Source organism: Branchiibius sp. NY16-3462-2 (assembly GCF_001594145.1).
Lineage (GTDB): Bacteria > Actinomycetota > Actinomycetes > Actinomycetales > Dermatophilaceae > Branchiibius.
Genome location: NZ_LVCF01000046.1, coordinates 68,105 through 86,873, shown reverse-complemented (window position 1 = coordinate 86,873; position 18,769 = coordinate 68,105). Strand labels below are relative to the sequence as shown.

Genomic DNA, 18,769 nt, shown 5'->3' with positions numbered 1-18,769 from the left:
TTAGGTAAGCAATGTGATCCAGCGAACACCCAACTGGGCGGTGAGCTCCCGCAGTGCCGGCAGGCTCACGCCGATCACGTTGTGGTGGTCGCCCTCGATGCCACTGACGAAAGCACCGCCGAGCCCGTCGATCGTGAAGGCCCCCGCCACGTGCAGCGGCTCCCCGGTCGCCACGTAGAAGTCGATCTCCTCATCGTCGAGATCAGCGAAGTGCACGGTGGTAGAGACGGTGGCGCCCGTGGCCGCATCCCCGAGGACCAGCCAGTGCCCCGTGTGCAAGATGCCGCTGTGCCCACGCATCCGTCGCCAACGCGCCGTCGCCTCTGCTGCGTCCGCCGGTTTGCCGAGCACCTCGCCCTCGAACTCCAGCACCGAGTCACAGCCGAGGACCAGCGCGTCCGGAGCCTGCGGGGCGACGTCCTCCGCCTTGGCCCGGGCGAGCAGGAGGGGTACGTCGATCGGTGCCACAGCGCCGTACGTCGCCTCCGCCTCGGCCAGGGTCGCCGGCTCGTCGACCGCGGACACGATGACCCACGGTTCGATGCCTGCGCTGCGCAGGGTCTTCAGGCGGGCGGGCGACGCGGAAGCCAAGACCAGGTCCATGACGGGAGAGTAAGCGACCTGTAAGCGGACCTCGGAACGCTAGGCACACCAGTTAACGAAGCCAGCAATTCCGAGAGGACAACCGTCATGACCATCACCACCAGCCCGGTTCCTGCCCTGTTGCGACTGCTGCGAGCCCGGCTCCGCGCCCTCGTGACCGCCCTGATCGTAGCTGTCAGCGTGATCGTTGCCGGTGCAGCGCCAGCCGACGCTGCGATCGTCGGCGGACGGATCGCGTGTGACCAGAACACGGATACCGCCGTGGTCACCAACCAGATCTACGCCAATACCCGCAATGTCGGCAACGGGCAGTACATCTCCGTCCGGACCGTGGCCATCGACGTCAATTTCGGCCGGGTGGTGTACAGCGCGTGGTCATCCGCCTACTGGGCGCCCGTGGCTGGTGCCGGCCAGGCGCTTACCCTGATCGGATCGGTCCGCGTCGGAATCGACTGGAACAAGACCCTCCTTAAGACACAAATCGCCTGGTGGACGTGGAACGGATCCCGCTGGACCTACACCGTCACTTCTCACGACACGATGTACGGCGGTACGTGCAACTTCGGTGGCTACGTCATCGCACGCTGAGCCGTGACAGGTCACTGCCCCGCCAGCAGGCGGCGGACGGTGGCCTCGGGATCGCTGGACCCCAGGGCGGCGTACGTCGAGTGCGCACTCCCGAGTCGCTTCGCGCTGCAGGCCAGTTCGGCCAGCAGCGGCGGGGCGGCGCGCGTCGCGGCAACCCCGTGGTCGGCGTACCACGCATTGGCAGCAGCACCGGCGCGCGCGGCAAGATCATCAGCGCCGCGCATAGCCAGGCAGGCGGCAAAGATGCTGAGCCCATCGGCCAGCGCCACCTCATCCCGGGAAGGGTCGTCGATGGCGGCGAGTACCGCCGCACAGGTGCCCTCGGCGGCTGCGGTGTCGCCCAGCAGCGCCTGTGCCTGGGCACGGGCAATCAGGCCGCCCGTTCCCAGCCGCGTCGGACCTGGCGGCATCACGGCGAGTGCCTCGTCGGCGAACTCAAGCGCTTCCGCCGGACGACCCAGTTGCGCGAGGTCATCCGAGGCGTTCATGAGGACCGCGGCCAGGTCGTAGGGCGTGCCATCACCACGAAGCTCCGCCAGACACTCCATCCGCAGGTCGAGGGCCTTCTGGTGGTTACCGGACCTGGTGTGCACGAACGCGGTCAGATCCCGTGCCAGCGAGATCAGCTCAGCTGATCCGCTGGTTGCGGCTAGGTCCTGTGCGCGATGGGCTGCCTCCAGCGCAAGGCCCTCGGACTGCCCCTCGATCGCAACCGCGCTGTACGTGCACCAGGCGTTGACATACACGCGATCCGGTGGCAGGGCGTGCTCCTCTGCGGCGCGTAAGGCTGATGCCAGCAGTTCGAGCGTCTCCGGTTGGTGTCGGTACCCCGCGAACGTCCCGTACAACAGCCGGAACCATGCCGCCTGGGCGCCGTCAGTCAGCTCGACGCACCGAGACAGCGCGCGCGAGGCGGGCAGCAATCGCCCGGTCATCAGCCAGAACCGGTGTAGCGAACTGGTCAACCGGGTGGCCGTGGAGGTGTCGCCGTTGTCGAAGGCGCGCTGCAGCGCCACTTCGAGAGCAGCGGCGTCGACTTCGAGGCGCTCGAGGGCTTGCCCTGCCGAAGCTGAGTTGAGTTGTCCAACAAGACTTTCCGCGAGCCGGGCGGTTGTGTCGGCAAGCGCTGCATCGGCGTCCGTGGTGTCTTCCAAGCTGCGCGCAAACTCGGCGACGGGACCACTGAGCCGGAAGCGGCCGGCGTCGTCGTGGTGACACAGGCCGCGATCCATCAGGTCGCCCAAGGCCTCCTCAAGGGCCAGGTCGCGACCATCGGCCAATCGCTCGACCAGGTCGAGGGACATCCCGCTGCTGCAGGTGGCCAGAAGTTGAAGGACTTCCTGGCCGGCGGTACCAATGACCGGTTGCACCGCATCCGCGATGACGCGCCGTAGGTCGGCCCGTCCTGTGGTGCCGAGCACCGACACTTCCCCGCGGCCAAGGCGTTCGGCGAACTGCCCGGGAGACATGACCCGCGTACGTGCGGCGGCCAACTCGATGCCCAGCGGGATACCGTCGACACGGGTACAGATCTGCTCGACCGCCTGGCCGTCCCGGGTGAGATCCAGTTCTGCGCCCCGGCGTCGCGCGGCAGCGGTGAACAGCCGGACACAATCCTCCAACTCCCGCAGGGGCTCCACCTGGATGGAATGCTCCCCAGGCACGTCGAGGACCTGGCGCCGCGTCACCAGCAACCGCACCCGGCCGGGCCGTGCGAGAACGGCCCGGATATCGGCGGCAACGTCAGGGCCGGGCGGCAGATCGTCCAGGACCAGAAGGCCGTCAAAGTCGGCCAGGGCGGCCACCAGATCCTCGGTCACCGGTATCTGTGCGGTCTGGCACGCGCTGAGCAGGGCCGAACGATGGTCGAGCCCGGCGGGCAGCGCGCAGTAGGCGACTCGTTGTCCCTGCTGCGCCAACCGGCGACTGACCGCGATGGCCAGAGTGCTCTTGCCGATCCCACCCATCCCCACCAGCGTCACCAGGCGAGCCCCGTCGGCCACCGTTCTCGCCACGCGTTCCACGGCGTCGTCACGCCCGACAAACGGCTCGACGAGTTCGGGCAGGGAAGGGCCGGACGGTACCTGATCCGTCTCATCGCCCGACAGCGAATCGATCGGAGGCAGTGAGTGATTGAGGATGTCCTGCTCCAGACTGCGAATGGCTGGACCGGGTTCGATCCCGAGCTCATCAGCCAATGTCCGGCGCAGTTGTCGGCAGGCCGCAAGCGCCTCGACCTGCCGACCCTGGTGGTAGAGGGCTCGGAGGTGGACCGACCAGGCTGTCTCGTCGTACGGCCGTTCCTGCACCACGGCGGTCGCACTGGCTGCGGCTGCCGCCAGCGACCCGTTCGCCAGCTCAGCAGCCGCCAACTCCAAGAGCGCATCTACCCGTTTGGCCTGGAATTCGGCGACGGCTGCCGGCAGGAACGGGAAATGGTCCTCCAGGCCTGCACATAATGTCCCGCTGGCGAGGTCGGCGGCCTGTCGTAACGTCGCGACGGCCCGGGCGGTCTGGCCGCCCTGCAGCTCTGCCCGGCCCCGCTCCAGCAACGTGCGCAGTTGCGCCGTGTCAATGACCACCTGGCCCCTGAGCGCATAACCGCCGGCGACAGTTTCGATGGCCAACCCGCTGGGGGACAGGACCTTGCGCAGACCGTTGATCCGCACCTGGATTGCGTTGCGCGCGCTGCGAGGCGGTTCGGGACCCCACAATCCGTCGATGATCTGGTTCACCGTGAGAGCCCGCGGACTGGCCAGGGCCAGCATGGCGAGCAGACCCTGCTGCTGACCGCCACCCAGCGGGATCTGCGACCCCGAGCCGGGATCGACCAGGCACACCCCACCGAGCAGATGAAGCTCGTCCACGACTGAAGTATGGCGACCGTGCGGTCGACGTTAGGTCGGAATCACAGCAATCAGCCCGGCAACCTATCGACGTAACACCACATCCAGCCCTCGCCGGGTTCGAAGGAGCGCATCACCGGGTGGCCGGTCTGCTCGAAATGCCGCGTCGCGTGTTGCCCGACGGAGGAGTCGCAGCACCCGACGTTGCCGCAGGTGAGACACAACCGCAGGTGCACCGGCACCGTCCCCTCCCGCTCGCAGTCCGGACAGCCCTGTGGCGTCTGCGGATCCACCGCCACCGGTGCATCGCGCAGGTGCGCGCACGCACCGCGACGCGGCTCGGGCGTCAGCAGGATCCGGTCGCGCAGATCGTCCTGGGTGCCGTGCACGTAGCCGATCATCGACTCCTCGATGTCCAGTTGCTCCAGGACGTTCGCCAGTAGCGCGTGATCGGCCAGGGCGTTGTCGCGCATCTTCAGGACCTTCGTGCGCTCAGCGTCCAGCATCGACAGCCGCAGCCGGCGGTACTCCTCGGTCGGCGTGTCCGTGTCGTGGTCGGGTCGCCCCAACTGCTCCCACGCCAGGTTGGCACGGTTCTCGTTCTGCCGGCGCAGCGCCTCCACCACGTTCTCCGGCACGTCAGTGCTGCCGGTCAGCTCGTGTTCCAGGCGTTTGTCACCCGCTTGGGTCGCCGCCTGCATGATCTGCGCCAGCTGCAACGCGTCCTCGCGCGGATCAGGGCCGTGCAGGTGCAGCGTGCGTGCCACCCAGCTGAGGCTGAACCCGTGGATGATCAACGTGCCGATGGTGACGAAGAGCGCGATGAAGATCAGCGCTTCCCGTTGCGGGGTCTGCTCCGGCAGCAGGAAGGCTGCGGCGAGCGTGACCACGCCGCGCATACCCGCCCAGGAGACCACCGCGGCCTCGCGGGGTCGCAGATTGTTCGGATCGTGCGGTCTGAATCGCCAATTGAGGAAGCCGATCGACATGACGTATATCGGCCGCAGCACCATCACGGTGATGAGCACCAGGACGGCGACGCCCACGGTGCTCAGGTGCACGTCCTCGACGATCGTGCGCACCTCCAGACCGATGAGCAGGAAGACGACACTCTCCAGGACGTATTGCAACGACTGCCAGTTCAGTCGCTCGGACACCCGGGAGGCGGCGGTCTGGATGCTGGGCGCCTGGTGCGCCAGCAGCACTCCGCAGATGACGACCGCGAACACCCCTGAGGCGTGGATGGCTTCAGCGGGTAGGTAGGCCAACCAGGGCGTGAGGTAGGAGATCGCCACGCTCACCGTCGTATCGGTGACCTGGCGGCGGATCCACGCCAGCACGACGTACGCCAGCAGACCGACCGCGACGCCCCCGACGACGGCCAGGGCCAACTGCCCGGTGACCGCCAGCACCGTCACGCTGCCGCTGATCAGGATGCTCTTGGCGGTGTTGACGGTGACCAGCGCAGTGGCGTCGTTGAAGAGCGACTCGCCCTCCAGCACGGCAACCACCCGCCGCGGCAGACCCATCCGGCGGGCCACCGCCGTCGCGGCGACCGCGTCGGGCGGGGCGACGATGGCACCCAGGGCCAGGGCAGCGGCGTACGGGACACCCATCAGCCACCACGCGATCAGGGACACCCCGAACGCGGTGAAGAGCACCAGGACGAACGACAGGCTCAGGATCTGGCGCCGGTCCCGGCGCAGGTCGACCAGGGACGTCTGGGACGCGGCGGCGAACAGCAGGGGTGGCAGCAGACCCAGCAGGATGAATTCGGGGTCGACCTCGATGCGGGGCATACCCGGCACGAAGGACAGCGCCGCACCGACGGCCACCAACACCAGGGGAGCGGAGACGCGGAAGCGTTCCGCGAGGATGCCGATGGCCACGGCTCCCGTGAGCAGGAGCAGGAGCGGTACGGCGATGTGCACGGCCCATTGTCACCCGGGCCGGGCGCCGGCTGGACCAGTCAGGCGGCCAGCTCGGCGTCGACCGTCGGCTCGACCTCCTCGCGCGGGTGCGCCATACCGAGCACCGCGAAGTAGTACAACGCGAGGGAGAGCAGGGCCACGATGAGAATGTCCCAGTCGTCGGGCAGGTAGCCCTTGCCGCCGTAGTTGCCCAGCCAACCCACGACGATCATGGCGACCTGCCAGGTGATCAACCAGATCGCGAAGCGCCAGCGCGATCGTTCCGGGTCGACGTTCTTGGCGTTGACCAGGGTCGCCACCAGGTAGATCAGACCGCCGATGAGCAGACCGATGGAAAGCTTCCAGGTCGAGGTGAACGTGCCCCAGTAGACGATGAGGTTGGCGAAGACGAAGCCCAGCGGCAGGCTGACGGCGGGGAAGGGTACGCGGTACGGGTGCTCCCGGTCCGGGTCCGAATGCCGCAGTGCCCCAAGCGATATGGGCGCGAACGCGTACATCAGCGCCGTGGCGCCGGTGATCAGACCGACCAGCTCCTGCCAGCTGGGCGCGGGCATCAGGAAGAGGATGCCGAAGGCGGTCGCGACGATCACCGACCACACCGGCACACCGCGCTTGTTGGTGCGGGTCAAGGAGTCCGGCAGCCCGAGGGCGTAGGAGATGCGGGCGGTGGTGCCCACGTAGATCAGTCCGGTCCCGCCGGGGGAGATGACCGCGTCGATGATCAGGATGGTGGCCAGCCAGCCGACCCCGGCGTTGATCGCCAGCGTGTAGTAGGGGCCGTAGTCGCCCACGCCGATCGGGTGCTGCCAGTTGTGCACGATCTTGGCCGGGTCGAGCGCGCCGACGAAGGCGACTTCCAGCCCGATGTAGATGACAGCACCGATGGCCATGGCCAGGATGATGGCTTTGGCCAGATCCTTCTGCGGGTTCTTGGCCTCGCCCGCCATCTGGGTGGCCTGTTCAAAACCCTGCAGCGCGAAGACGACGCCCGCCGGCAGGGCGGCGAAGATGCCATGGATGCCGTACGGCGCGAAACCACCGCCCGCTGTGAAGTTGCCGGGGTGGAAGCTGACCAGGATCAACGTGACGATGGTCAGCAGCGGCACGAAGATCTTCCACAGCACGATGGCGGTGTTGCTGTCCGACATCCATTTCGCGCCCAGCATGTTGATGCCCATGAACAGCAGCATCGCCAGGATGCCGATCACGATGCCCCGTCCGGTGAGGGTGCCGTTCTCGTGCACCAGCCGGAAGTTCTCCTTCACGCCGTTGATGGAGTTGACGTAGCTCAGCGACGCCTCCACCTCCAACGGTGCGATCGCGACGGCCTGCAGGTAGGTCGTCCACCCGGCGGCGAACCCGGCGAGGCCGCCGAACGCGAAGTGCGGATAGCGCGAGGTGCCGCCGGCCACCGGATAGGCAGCGCCCAGGTCGGCGTGGATCAGCGCCAGGACCATCAACATGATCGCGGCGATGACCCACGTGACCAGCGAACCACCGCCACCGGCGATGGTTGCTGCGGTCAACGCCCCCAGCAACCACCCGGAGCCGATGATCGAGCCGAGCGAGACGAAGGACAGTCCCCAGAAACCGACGGTGCGGTGCAGACCGCCCGTGGAGGTTTCGGGGCCGTCGGTGACGACAGCAGACATGGCACGACCTTCCGTCCGGTTCCGGATCGGGACATCGTCGACCCGCGATCGGCATATCGTGGGTACAACTGGTCGCTGCGGGTAGCCCCGGGCGGGCGCCCAGGAGCAGATTGCCAGGAAGTTGGCAGGTTACGTGCAGGGTGGACTCAGGCGAGGCCGAACTCGCGCAACACCGCGGTCCGCAGCGCGTCCAGACCGATTGAGCCGACGTCGAGTGCTTTGCGGTGGAAGTCCTTGGCGTCGTACGAATCCCCTTGTGCCGCTTGCACATCCGTGCGCAACTGACGCCAGAGGCGCTCGCCGATCTTGTACGACGGTGCCTGTCCCGGCCAGCCCAGGTAGCGGTCCAGTTCGAACCGCAGGAAGCCATCGGCCATATTCGCGTGCGCCTTCAGGAAGGCCCACGCCTTGTCGTAGTCCCAGGCGCCACCGCCCACCTCGGCGGGCGCCTCGAAGCCGCAGTGCACCCCGATGTCGAGGACGACGCGGGCGGCGCGCAGCGACTGCCCGTCGAGCATCCCCATCCGGTCACCCGGGTCGGACAGGTAGCCCAACTCGTCCATCAGTCGCTCGGCGTACAGCGCCCAGCCCTCACCGGACCCGGACACCCACACGTCCATGCGACGCCAGGAGTTGAGCAGCGCACTGCGGTACATCGTCTGGCCGACCTGCAGGTGATGGCCAGGGACACCCTCGTGATAGACCGTCGTCAGCTCGCGCCAGGTGCCGAAATCGGTGACTCCCTTGGGCACGGCCCACCACATCCGGCCCGGTCGGGAGAAGTCCTCGCTCGGGCCGGTGTAGTAGATGCCACCGGAGGTCGTGGGAGCGATCATGCACTGGATCGTGCGCACCGGCTCGGGGATGTCGAAGTGCGTTCCGGCCAGGTCGGTGATCGCCTGGTCCGCCTTGCCCTGCATCCAGCGCTGGAGTTCGTCGGTGCCATGGAGTTGGTAGGCCGGATCCGCATCGAGCACATCCATCGCCTCACGCGGGGTGGCGCCGGGTTTGATCCGCTGTGCCGTCTGCTCCATGTCGGCGACGATGCGCGCCAGTTCCTCCTGGCCCCACGCATAGGTCTCGGCCAGGTCGATGGTCGCGCCGAGGAACTGCCGGGAGCTCAGTTGGTAGCGATCCTTGCCGACCGCGTCGGCCTCCGGCGCGAGGGGCAGGATCTCGTCCCGCAGTCTGTCTGCGGCCCGCGAATATGCCTGGGCTGCAACGGCCGCCGCATCCGCCACATCCGGGTACGTCGATCCGAACGTTGCGAAGTAACCATCCGCCGCCGTGTTGTCGGCAGCCTGGGTCATGCAGGCGCGGACCTGCCGGGCCGCCGCGACGTGCCCCTCGGCTGCAGCCGAGTGCAGCGACTCGAACCACTGGTCCAGAGCGGTCGGCATCGCCCGCAGCCGATCCGCTACGTCCGCACGCTGCTGCGCGGTATCGGTCGACATCAGGTCCAGGATGTCGCGCATCTCCTGGAACGGTGAGGCGATGTTGTTCAGGTCCATCCGGTCGAGGCCAGCCCCGGCGAACTCCACCCGCAGGCCGAGACGTTCGCGCATGGCGTCGATCGTCACCCGGTCCACGTCATCAACCGGGGTCGCGTCGGTCAGCCGGGCGAGCGTCGTACGGGCCAGGTCGGTCTTGGCCGCCAGACCGGCAGGGGAGTAGTCGTCCAACTCGCCATCGTGCCCAGGCACGCCCAAAGCCGTTGCGGTAGTGGGCGAAAGCTCCAGGTAGGCGCGGTGGTAGTCCTCGGCGATAGCGTCGACAGCGGTCGGAGTACGGGTGGGCTCAGTCACCCTGTGACGTTAGCGCCCCCGCCAGGACCGCGCCGCCCACGGGGATCGACCCGACCACCGCGAGCGCGGCTCGGGCTTGCCCACCGGGGGCCGCGAAGCAGCCAACACCGCCACCAGCGCAGCCAATTCCTCGGGGGTGGGGTTGCCGGAGATGACCTTGAGCATCGCGCTCATAGCGGAATGTTCCCGTGCTTCTTCGGCGGCAACTTCTCCCGCTTGGTCTTCAGTGCGCGCAGCGCCTTGGTGATCTCGATCCGGGTCTGCGAGGGCTGGATGACCGCATCGACGTAACCGCGCTCCGCGGCAACGTAGGGGTTGGCCAGGGTGTCCTCGTACTCGGTGATCAACTCCTGGCGGCGGGTCTGCACCGCCGCGTCGTCCTGCTTCTCGGCGAGCTTCTTCAACTCGCGGCGGTGCAGGATGTTGACCGCACCCTGAGCGCCCATCACCGCGATCTGGGCGGTCGGCCAGGCCAGGTTGATGTCCGCGCCGATGTGCTTGGAGCCCATGACGTCGTACGCGCCGCCGTACGCCTTGCGGGTGATGACGGTGACCAGGGGAACGGTCGCCTCGCAGTAGGCGTAGAGCAACTTCGCCCCCCGCCGGATGATCCCGCCCCACTCCTGGTCGGTGCCCGGCAGGAAACCGGGGACGTCGACGAAGGTGAGGATCGGCAGGTTGAACGCGTCGCAGGTGCGCACGAAGCGGGCCGCCTTCTCCGAGGCGTCAATGTTCAAAGTGCCGGCCAGTTGCTGCGGCTGGTTGGCGATCACGCCGACCGGGGAGCCGTCGACCCGGCCGAAACCGCAGACGATGTTGGGTGCGAAAAGCTCCTGGACCTGCAGGAATTCGCCGTCGTCACACACCGCCCGGACCGCCGTGACGATGTCATAGGGCACGTTCGCCGAGTCCGGAATCAGGGTGTCCAGCGCCAGATCGTCCTGCGTCGGCTCGCCGATCTCGTCGCTCGGATAGACCACCGGGTCGTCCATGTTGTTGGCCGGCAGGTAGGACAACAGGTCCTTGACGTACTCGATGGCGTCCTGTTCATCGCTGGCCATGTAGTGCGCGACCCCGGAGCGGGTGTTGTGGGTGCGCGCACCACCCAGCTCCTCCATGCCGACGTCCTCACCGGTCACGGTTTTGATGACATCCGGGCCGGTGACGAACATGTGGGAGGTCTGGTCGACCATGACCGTGAAGTCGGTGATGGCGGGTGAGTAGACGGCACCGCCCGCACACGGACCGACCACGAGGGAGATCTGGGGGATGACCCCGGAGGAGTGCACGTTGCGGCGGAAGATCTCGGCGTAGAGCCCGAGCGCGACCACACCTTCCTGGATCCGGGCGCCTCCGGAGTCGTTGATGCCGACGACCGGACAGCCGATCTTCAGGGCGAGATCCATGACTTTGACGATCTTCTCCCCGAAGACCTCACCCAAGGATCCGCCGAAGACCGTGAAGTCCTGGGAGAAGACGCAGACCGTGCGACCGTCGATGGTGCCGTACCCGGTCACCACGCCATCGCCGTACGGTCGATTCTTGTCCTGACCGAACGCGGTCGAGCGGTGCCGGGCCAGGGCGTCCAACTCCGTGAACGAGCCCTCGTCCAGCAGGGCGTCGATGCGCTCGCGGGCGGTCAGCTTGCCTTTGGCGTGCTGTTTCTCGATCGCCCGGTCCGACCCGGCGTGCACGGCTTCGTCCAGACGGCGATCCAGCTCGGCCAACCGGCCGGCGGTCGAGTGGGGATCCGGAGCGGACGAAGGATCGGATGCCGCAACAGCGCTCATGTTTCAAGACTCTAGCCTTGTGGTGTGAGCCACTACCTTGATGCCGACGCGTTACGCGAGCGCCTGGCCGGAACGGTGTGGGCCGGGATCGATGTCCGCGACGAGGTCGGCTCCACCAACGAGGAGTTGATGCAGGACGCGAAGCCCTTCACCGCCCTCACTGCCGACTTCCAGAGCGCCGGTCGGGGCCGGCTCGACCGCACCTGGCAGGCGCCGCCCGGAAGTTCCGTGGCCCTGTCGGTGAGCATGCCGCTGCCCGCGGACCCGGCGCGCTGGGGATGGGTGCCGCTGCTGGTCGGCGTGGCCCTGCGGCGCAGTCTGCGACGACTCACGGACGTGGAGTTGGGGCTGAAGTGGCCCAACGACGTACTGGCTCGGGCAACCCTGCACGACGAATGGCGCAAGGTCGCCGGGATCCTGTGCAACGTCGTGGGCGGACCAGAGCCGCTGGTGATCATCGGGATGGGCATCAACGTCTACCAGTCCCGCGACGAGTTGCCGCTGCCCGGAGCCACGTCGCTGTCGTTGTGTGGTGCGGTCGTCAGCCGCGAGGAACTCATCGCGACGGTGCTCGAAGAACTCTCGAGCACCAGTGATGCCTGGGTCGACGGCAGTCTGGACCACACCTACCGTGCCAGCTGCGTCACGATCGGCCAACAGGTGCAGATCAGCCTCGGCGACGGCCCGGTAGAGGTGGGCCGAGCGGTTGCGGTCGACGATATGGGCCGGATCGTCCTGCAGGACGCCGAGGGTGCCCAGACGCCGCACGCCGCCGGCGACGTCGTGCACGTGCGGCCCCGGGACACCGTCGAGATCGACGATGAGTTCTTCAAAGTCCAGCAACCGGACCCGGCGATGTTCGTCGACCATCTGGAATCGGAACTGCTGGGGTCGGCGCGCACCATGCGCCGGGCCGACGTGGCGCACGCCGTGGGCACGGACACCGAGACCACCCGGTTGATCTGGCGGGCACTGGGTTTCGCCAGCCCCCGTGACGAGGATCTGGTCTTCACCGAAGCGGACGCGGACGCGCTACGGCGGCTGCACGAGGCGATGGCCGGGGGCGCGCTCGACGCCACAACCGCCATGGGTCTGGCGCGGGCGATGGGGCGCACCACCGACCGGCTGGCGATGTGGGCATTGCAGCTGATCACCGACATGGTGGCAGGAGAGAACGAGGGATTTGATTCGCGTACGGCGTTCCTCGCCGCCGAGCGCACCGTCGAGATGATGGACACCTTCGAGCCGTTGCTCAACTACGTGATGCGGCGCAACCTGGCGGTCGCGATCTCGCGTCTGGTCGCCGACGCCGAACCCGAGAGCCACGTGGGCGTCGTGCGTACCATCGGGTTCGCCGATCTGGTCAATTTCACCCAGTTGGTCCGGGAGCTGTCGGAACGGGAACTAGCCCAACTCGTCTCCCGCTTCGAAGCGACGGCCTCCGACATCGTGGCGGCGCACGGTGGCGCCCTGATCAAGACGGTGGGCGATGAGGTCCTGTTCTCCCACACCACCGTCGATGGTGCGGTGGCGATCGGCTTTGATCTGCTGGACCTGGCGGCCGAGGATGAGGTCATCCCGCGGATGCGGGTGGGGATGGCCAAGGGTCGGGTGCTGGCCCGTCTCGGCGACGTCTACGGGACGGTCGTGAACCGCGCCGCACGCCTCACCGCCGCCGCCGATCCCGGCACACTGCTGGTGGACCAAGCGGTGGCAGAAGCGGTGGCCGGCGGCAACCTCGCACGTGCCGTGCCTCACCCCACCGTATTTCTCACAGGGCTGGGTGAAGTCATCCCGTGGGTGCTGAAGCGCGAGGCGCACTAGCATCCACAACATGACACGGGTGCTACTCGCCGAGGACGATCCGACGATTTCTGAACCTCTGGCCCGCGCGTTGCGCCGAGAGGGGTACGACGTCGTGGTGACCCCCGATGGAGCGGCCGCGCTGCGCGGGGCTGAGGAGAATCCCGACCTGCTCATCCTGGATCTCGGCCTGCCCGTGATGGACGGTCTGGAGGTCTGTCGCCGGCTGCGCGCCGCGGGAAATCCCGTGCCGGTGCTGATCCTGACGGCGCGTGCTGACGAGGTCGACACGGTGGTCGGTCTGGATGCCGGAGCCGATGACTACGTGACCAAGCCGTTCCGTCTTGCTGAGTTGCTCGCGCGCGCCCGCGCACTGTTGCGTCGGCAGCCCATCGCTGAGGACGACCAGGCTTTCGTGCGGATCGACTCTGAGGGACGTCGGGCGTTCATCGACGACGAAGAGTTGCAACTGACCGCCAAGGAGTTCGACCTCTTGCGCGTCCTGGTCCGTGAAGCGGGGAAGGTCGTCTCCCGTGAGCAGCTGATGCAGGAGATCTGGGAGACCTCGTGGTACGGCTCGACGAAGACCCTCGACATGCACGTGTCGGTTCTGCGCCGCAAGTTGGGAGATGACGCGACCAATCCGCGGTTCATCGCGACCGTCCGCGGGGTCGGTTTCCGGTTCGAACAACCAGAGGGGACCTGAGTTGACGTGCGTCGGCGGTTGACCCGTGAGGGGCTGCTCTCCCTCACCTGCGCCGGACTGCCGCCGACGGCGGCAGGCATCGTCATTGCCGACAACTGGCCGACACGGGTCACGCTGCTTGCGATCGGCATCGTCTCCTTCTGTGTCGCCTGCTGGCTGACGGTGCGCAGTGTCGACTGGGTGACAACCTCGGTCAACGAGTTGGTGCGGCGAGCGGAAGACACCCGCGTCGGTAGCAGCGGGCCACCACTTAACAGTGGCGTCGAGGAATTCGACCGGATCGCTGCGGTGTTCGAGCACCGCGCCGCCTCCCTGTCCCGCAGTATTGCCGCCGAACGAGATTTCGCGGCCGACGCCAGCCATCAGCTGCGAACTCCGCTGACCGCCCTGATGATGCGATTGGACGAAATCTCCGAAACCGACGACATCGACCTGGTCCACGAAGAGGCGCTTGTCGCGATCGAACAGGTGGAACGGTTGACCGAGGTCGTCGAGCATCTGTTGCACCGCACCCGCACCCAGGACGACGAGCCGGCCGAGTCGGTGTCGTTGGACTCGGTGATCGCGGCGTTGCAACGGGAGTGGCAGCCGGCATTCACCGGGGCACGGCGGGCGGTCCGGGTGACCGGCCAGCGTGGGCTGCAGGTGTTGTGCGCCCGCGGCGACCTCGCCCAGGTCCTGTCGACCCTCTTGGAAAATGCGCTCACGCACGGTGCAGGGACGGTGGAGGTCCGGGCCCGCAGCAACGGCCCCTCGGTGGTGGTCGAAGTCTCCGACCACGGTCCGGGGGTGGATGCTGCGCTGGCGCCGCGGATCTTCGAGCGGCGGGTCAGCACCGGTGGCACGGGGCTCGGACTAGCCCTGGCGCGTGACCTCGCGGCCGCCAACGGCGGACGGTTGGAACTGCGCTCGGCTCACCCGGCGGTGTTCGCGCTGTTTCTCTCCGAATCGCGCTCCTGAACCGCCTCCGGGCCATCACCATCAACGTCTTCGTTCACGAAGACAACGTTGCGGTACGCCCAGAAGCGGAAAATGGTTCCGAGGCCGATGCCGATGAAGGCGTGCACGTTGAGCATCAACGTGCCGTGGGCGTGCAGGACATAGTGCGCGAACGCAACCCAGGCGGCAGAGATGGCCAGGGCAACCCCGTTGACGGCGAAGAACAGCACCACCTCGTGGTGGACGGGTCGGTTACGACGGTGCCGGAACGTCCAGTAACGGTTCCCCACCCATGCGAAAGCAGTCGCCACCGCACCGCTGATGATCTTGGCGGTGGTCACCTTGTGGGACATCGGACCCGCAATCAGCAGGTTGTAACCACCAAGGTCGATGACGAAAGAAATCGCGCCAATAGCGCCGAACTTGGCCAACTCTCGCCAGAGTCGGTGAAACGCGTCGATGAGGCGGGTCAGCACGAGGTCCAAGGATAAACCCATACGATATCGGCGTGACGGCACCGCGACGGGCTCCTGGCGGCTTTCCAGTGGTGGGCATCATCGGTGGCGGTCAGTTGGCGCGGATGTGTGCACCGGTTGCGGTCAACCTCGACATCACTCTTTCCGTCCTCTGCGAAACCGATGATTCGGCAGCGGGTTTCGTCGTGCCGTCCGCGCCGGTGGGGGACTACACCGACGTCAACGACGTGCTGGCGTTCGCCCAGGACTGCGATGTCATCACCTTCGACCACGAGCACGTGCCGCAGGAGGTGTTGCACGCGCTGGTGGCGGCCGGTGTCGCCGTCCACCCCTCGCCGCAGTCACTGGTGTTCGCGCAGGACAAGCTCGCGATGCGTGAGCGGTTGACGACTATGGGTGTGCCCTGTCCGGCCTGGGCCGCCGTTGACACTGCGGAGCAACTGGCCGCCTTCGCAGCTGATCACGGCTGGCCGGTGGTGCTCAAGACGCCGACCGGCGGGTATGACGGTAAGGGCGTCCTGCTGGTGTCCAGTCCCGACGAGGCGGCCGACTGGTTGGCCCATGGCGAGACGTTGCTGGCCGAGGAAGCCGTTGGTTTCGTCCGGGAACTGGCCGTATTGGTGGCTCGCAGCCCGTCGGGGCAAGCCGCCGCGTGGCCGGTGGTCCACACCGTCCAGACCAGCGGAATCTGCACCGAGGTGCTCGCGCCGGCGCCGGATCTGAGCCCCGACCTGGCGGCTCGTGCGACGGAGGCGGCGCTGCGGGTCGCCGGCGAACTCGGCGTCACCGGCGTCATGGCGATGGAGATCTTCGAGCTGCCGGACGGTGGTTTCGTCGTCAACGAGCTCGCGATGCGCCCGCACAACAGTGGCCATTGGACGATGGACGGCGCGGTCACCAGCCAGTTCGAACAGCACCTGCGTGCCGTGCTCGACCTGCCGTTGGGGTCGCCGCGCCCGCGCGAGCGGTGGACCGTGATGACCAATGTGCTCGGCGGTGAGGACGAGGACCTCTACCCGACCTACCGGCATCTGATGGCCAGGGACCCGGAGCTGAAGATCCACTTGTACGGCAAGGCGGTCCGGCCCGGCCGCAAGATCGGGCACGTCAACCTGACGGGGACCGACCTGGCCGGGTTGCGCGAACGCGGCCGGCACGCCGCCGACTATCTGCAAGGAGTAGTGCGTGAGTAGCGAACCGATCGTGGGTGTGGTGATGGGCAGCGACTCGGACTGGCCGGTGATGAAACTGGCGACCGAGGCGCTCGCGGAGTTCGGCATCGGCTTCGAGGCTGATGTCGTGTCGGCGCACCGGATGCCGACGGAGATGATCGAGTACGGCGCCCGCGCCGCTGATCGGGGACTGCGCGTCATCATCGCCGGTGCCGGGGGAGCCGCTCACCTGCCCGGCATGCTCGCCGCCGTGACCCCTCTGCCGGTGATCGGCGTACCGGTGCCGTTGAAGTATTTGGACGGGATGGACTCGCTGTTGTCGATCGTCCAGATGCCCGCGGGTGTCCCGGTGGCGACCGTATCCATCGGCGGGGCCCGCAACGCGGGCCTGCTGGCCGCTCGCATCATTGCCTCAGGGACGGATTCCTTTGCGGCGCAAGTGCGTACGGCGATGGTGGACTTCCAGTCCACCTTGCGTGACCAGGCGCACGCCAAGGGTGCGTCGCTTCGATCAGAGATTGCAGGGAGCTGACATGCGATTCGGCGCTTTCGTACCGCAGGGCTGGCGTTTCGACCTGGTCGGTATCGACCCGGCGCGGCAGTGGGACGTGATGTCGGGGCTGGCCTCGACCATCGATGCGGACCCGAACTGGGAGTCGTTGTGGGTGTACGACCACTTCCACACCACGCCGCAGCCCAGCGATCAGGCCACCCACGAGGCGTGGACCCTGATGGCGGCCTTCGCCGCGTCGACGGCGCGGGTGCGGCTGGGTCAGATGTGCACCTGCATGGGGTACCGCGAGCCGACCTATCTGGCGAAGGTTGCCGCCACCGTCGACCTGATCAGCGGCGGCCGGCTCGAGATGGGTATCGGCGGCGGTTGGTACGAGCATGAGTGGCGCGCGTACGGATACGGATTCCCTTCTGCCGGTGAGCGATTGGGCCGCCTGCGGGAAGGGGTCGAGATCTTCCGGCAGATGTGGACGACCGGCTCGGCGACCCTCGACGGGAAGTACTACCAGGTCGACGGTGCCCTGTGTCACCCGCAGCCGGTGCAGACCACCAGCGAGAGCAACCGCATCCCGATGTGGATCGCCGGTGGTGGTGAGAAGGTCACGCTGAAGATCGCGGCGCAGTACGCCGATTACACCAACTTCGATGGCACGCCGGGCCAGTTCGAGGCGAAATCAGCTGTGTTGCAACAGCATTGCGAGGATGTCGGCCGGGATTTTGCTGAGATCACGCGGTCCGCCAATTACAACGTGCTCATGGGATCACCCGCCGAGATCGATGCCACGGTGCGCGGCGTCGAAGAGCGATACGCGCCGTACCTGGGTACGCAGAAGGCCGCCGCGGCAGCAGCCGCGTTCCGCGAGCAGCCCCTCGTCGGCGAGCCGGACCAGATCGCCGAGACGCTTCGCGGACTGCAGACGGTCGGAATGGACTACGCCATCTGCTACTTCCCCGACGCGGCGTACGACGACAGCTCAATGCGACGGTTCAGCGAGGAAGTCATCCCCGCAGTGTCCTGACCTGGGCGGCGTACTGCGCCTGCCATTGCTGGGTGAGTCCGGGGATAGCGGCGCCAAAGACGCTGTGCGCCAAGCGATCCAGGTCACCGGGTTGACCGTGGACGGCCGGGGTGTAGAAGGCGGCGACTGCGTCGCGGCGCTTTTGCTGCAGAAAGGTCGCAAACAGGAACGCGAGCACGTAGGAGCGTTCCGGTTGGGCTGTGAATTGCGCGTCGGTGGGCAACGACGCCGCCGCGGGCGGGGTGGCCGCGAGCTCGACGATCTGGGTCACGTCGGCGGACACCAGTTGGGCGAAGCCTTCGGTCAGCCAGGTCGGCTGGTCGCGCTTGCTGGCGAAGGTCAGGGTCAGGGCGTGCAGCATCTCGTGCGCCAGGGTCACCTCGAGCTGGCGTTGATCGGTGTCGGGTTTGAGGGCCATCCACGGCTGGGCGGGAGGCGACGGAAAGACCGTGGCGCCGCTCTCAGCCGGGTTGTCCTTCTCACCGGTCCACTGGTCGAAGGTGGCCTTCGTCGCGGGCGCGAGGATCAGCAGGGATTGCGTGGGTGCGGTCGCGCCGGTGATCTCCAGGATCGTCGGCTGGTAGGAGATGGCCAACCGGGCGATCTGCTGGATCGTGCTGTCCGGGGCGGTTCCGACGACGACGACCTCCGGGTTCACGGCCAGCGACGTGCCGGCGGCGCCGGGCGTCGGGCCGGTCGCGCTGGTGAGGCCGCTGCTCAGGAGACGCTGGTTCGCGACCGCCGCCGGCGTGGACGTTGTGGGGGAGGGTGAGGATGACGGCGGACGGGACGGGGTCGTCCGGCTGCCGGAGCCGCAGCCGGCCAGAACCGCGGCCGCGAAGCCGCCCATCGCCGTACGCCGTGTGAGATCCGCCATGGCGGGAGAGTATGAGCGAATCCTGAAAGCTAAGCGGTTGCTTAGTAGG

16 protein-coding genes are annotated in these 18,769 nt (G+C 67.3%); 7 read left to right on the top strand and 9 right to left on the bottom strand.

Annotated features, from left to right (window positions below; translation table 11 throughout):
- Positions 1–603 (bottom strand): nucleoside triphosphate pyrophosphatase, encoded by a 603-nt coding sequence (locus AZH51_RS17720; protein WP_291526183.1) that lies wholly within the window; start codon positions 601–603, stop codon positions 1–3.
- An 87-nt stretch (positions 604–690) separates the two neighbouring features.
- Between AZH51_RS17720 and AZH51_RS17715 the strand changes: the two genes are divergently transcribed.
- On the top strand, positions 691–1,191 hold the full coding sequence (locus AZH51_RS17715) for a hypothetical protein (protein WP_291526182.1): 501 nt from the start codon (positions 691–693) through the stop codon (positions 1,189–1,191).
- Positions 1,192–1,202: 11 nt separating this feature from the next.
- Here AZH51_RS17715 and AZH51_RS17710 read toward each other — a convergent pair whose 3' ends face one another.
- The 6 genes from AZH51_RS17710 to AZH51_RS17685 all read right to left on the bottom strand — a co-directional run bounded on the left by AZH51_RS17710 (position 1,203) and on the right by AZH51_RS17685 (position 11,215).
- A complete protein-coding gene (locus AZH51_RS17710) occupies positions 1,203–4,058 on the bottom strand; it encodes a BTAD domain-containing putative transcriptional regulator (protein WP_291526181.1) in 2,856 nt (951 codons plus the stop codon).
- A 50-nt stretch (positions 4,059–4,108) separates the two neighbouring features.
- Positions 4,109–5,968, bottom strand: coding sequence for a Na+/H+ antiporter (locus AZH51_RS17705; protein ID WP_291526180.1), 1,860 nt, complete (start codon positions 5,966–5,968; stop codon positions 4,109–4,111).
- Positions 5,969–6,006: 38 nt separating this feature from the next.
- Positions 6,007–7,620 (bottom strand): APC family permease, encoded by a 1,614-nt coding sequence (locus AZH51_RS17700; RefSeq protein ID WP_291526179.1) that lies wholly within the window; start codon positions 7,618–7,620, stop codon positions 6,007–6,009.
- 146 nt (positions 7,621–7,766) lie between these two features.
- Positions 7,767–9,425 carry a DUF885 domain-containing protein gene (locus AZH51_RS17695; RefSeq protein ID WP_291526178.1) on the bottom strand — a complete coding sequence of 553 codons (1,659 nt, stop codon included), beginning with the start codon at positions 9,423–9,425 and terminating at the stop codon, positions 7,767–7,769.
- A gap of 9 nt (positions 9,426–9,434) precedes the next feature.
- Positions 9,435–9,599: an acyl-CoA carboxylase epsilon subunit gene (locus AZH51_RS17690; protein WP_291526177.1), complete on the bottom strand. Its 165-nt coding sequence runs from the start codon at positions 9,597–9,599 to the stop codon at positions 9,435–9,437.
- The gene (locus AZH51_RS17685; RefSeq protein WP_291526176.1) at positions 9,596–11,215 is read right to left on the bottom strand and encodes an acyl-CoA carboxylase subunit beta; all 1,620 of its coding nucleotides are present in this window, start codon (positions 11,213–11,215) and stop codon (positions 9,596–9,598) included. Before AZH51_RS17685 ends, AZH51_RS17690 begins: the two co-directional genes overlap by 4 nt.
- A gap of 24 nt (positions 11,216–11,239) precedes the next feature.
- On the opposite strand from AZH51_RS17685, the gene AZH51_RS17680 reads away from it, so the two are divergent.
- The 3 genes from AZH51_RS17680 to AZH51_RS17670 are packed head-to-tail and all read left to right on the top strand — an operon-like array spanning position 11,240 to position 14,684.
- The gene (locus tag AZH51_RS17680) at positions 11,240–13,039 is read left to right on the top strand and encodes a biotin--[acetyl-CoA-carboxylase] ligase (RefSeq protein WP_291526175.1); all 1,800 of its coding nucleotides are present in this window, start codon (positions 11,240–11,242) and stop codon (positions 13,037–13,039) included.
- A gap of 10 nt (positions 13,040–13,049) precedes the next feature.
- A complete protein-coding gene (locus tag AZH51_RS17675) occupies positions 13,050–13,724 on the top strand; it encodes a response regulator transcription factor (RefSeq protein ID WP_291526174.1) in 675 nt (224 codons plus the stop codon).
- A gap of 6 nt (positions 13,725–13,730) precedes the next feature.
- Positions 13,731–14,684, top strand: a complete 954-nt coding sequence (locus AZH51_RS17670; RefSeq protein ID WP_291526173.1) for a HAMP domain-containing sensor histidine kinase — start codon at positions 13,731–13,733, stop codon at positions 14,682–14,684.
- Here the strand turns inward: AZH51_RS17670 and AZH51_RS17665 are convergent.
- Positions 14,639–15,181, bottom strand: coding sequence for a GtrA family protein (locus AZH51_RS17665; RefSeq protein WP_291526172.1), 543 nt, complete (start codon positions 15,179–15,181; stop codon positions 14,639–14,641). The two genes, AZH51_RS17670 and AZH51_RS17665, sit on opposite strands and share 46 nt — an antisense overlap.
- Here AZH51_RS17665 and AZH51_RS17660 point away from each other — a divergent pair.
- From AZH51_RS17660 to AZH51_RS17650, 3 genes are read left to right on the top strand one after another with little or no spacing between them, the layout of a single operon-like run.
- Positions 15,172–16,332, top strand: a complete 1,161-nt coding sequence (locus tag AZH51_RS17660; protein WP_291526171.1) for a 5-(carboxyamino)imidazole ribonucleotide synthase — start codon at positions 15,172–15,174, stop codon at positions 16,330–16,332. The genes AZH51_RS17665 and AZH51_RS17660 overlap by 10 nt on opposite strands.
- A gap of 22 nt (positions 16,333–16,354) precedes the next feature.
- Positions 16,355–16,843: a 5-(carboxyamino)imidazole ribonucleotide mutase gene (gene purE, locus AZH51_RS17655; RefSeq protein ID WP_291526282.1), complete on the top strand. Its 489-nt coding sequence runs from the start codon at positions 16,355–16,357 to the stop codon at positions 16,841–16,843.
- Between the two features lies 1 nt (position 16,844).
- Positions 16,845–17,843, top strand: a complete 999-nt coding sequence (locus AZH51_RS17650; protein WP_291526170.1) for an LLM class F420-dependent oxidoreductase — start codon at positions 16,845–16,847, stop codon at positions 17,841–17,843.
- Here the strand turns inward: AZH51_RS17650 and AZH51_RS17645 are convergent.
- Complete coding sequence (locus AZH51_RS17645) at positions 17,824–18,720, bottom strand: hypothetical protein (protein ID WP_291526169.1); 897 nt, start codon at positions 18,718–18,720, stop codon at positions 17,824–17,826. The two genes, AZH51_RS17650 and AZH51_RS17645, sit on opposite strands and share 20 nt — an antisense overlap.
- Positions 18,721–18,769 lie beyond the last annotated feature (49 nt).

Coding starts and splice junctions, on each gene's coding strand:
- AZH51_RS17720 (WP_291526183.1), bottom strand. CDS start 603: ATGGACCTGGTCTTGGCTTCCGCGTCGCCCGCCCGCCTGAAGACCCTG.
- AZH51_RS17715 (WP_291526182.1), top strand. CDS start 691: ATGACCATCACCACCAGCCCGGTTCCTGCCCTGTTGCGACTGCTGCGA.
- AZH51_RS17700 (WP_291526179.1), bottom strand. CDS start 7,620: ATGTCTGCTGTCGTCACCGACGGCCCCGAAACCTCCACGGGCGGTCTG.
- AZH51_RS17690 (WP_291526177.1), bottom strand. CDS start 9,599: ATGAGCGCGATGCTCAAGGTCATCTCCGGCAACCCCACCCCCGAGGAA.
- AZH51_RS17685 (WP_291526176.1), bottom strand. CDS start 11,215: ATGAGCGCTGTTGCGGCATCCGATCCTTCGTCCGCTCCGGATCCCCAC.
- AZH51_RS17675 (WP_291526174.1), top strand. CDS start 13,050: ATGACACGGGTGCTACTCGCCGAGGACGATCCGACGATTTCTGAACCT.
- purE (WP_291526282.1), top strand. CDS start 16,355: ATGGGCAGCGACTCGGACTGGCCGGTGATGAAACTGGCGACCGAGGCG.
- AZH51_RS17650 (WP_291526170.1), top strand. CDS start 16,845: ATGCGATTCGGCGCTTTCGTACCGCAGGGCTGGCGTTTCGACCTGGTC.
- AZH51_RS17645 (WP_291526169.1), bottom strand. CDS start 18,720: ATGGCGGATCTCACACGGCGTACGGCGATGGGCGGCTTCGCGGCCGCG.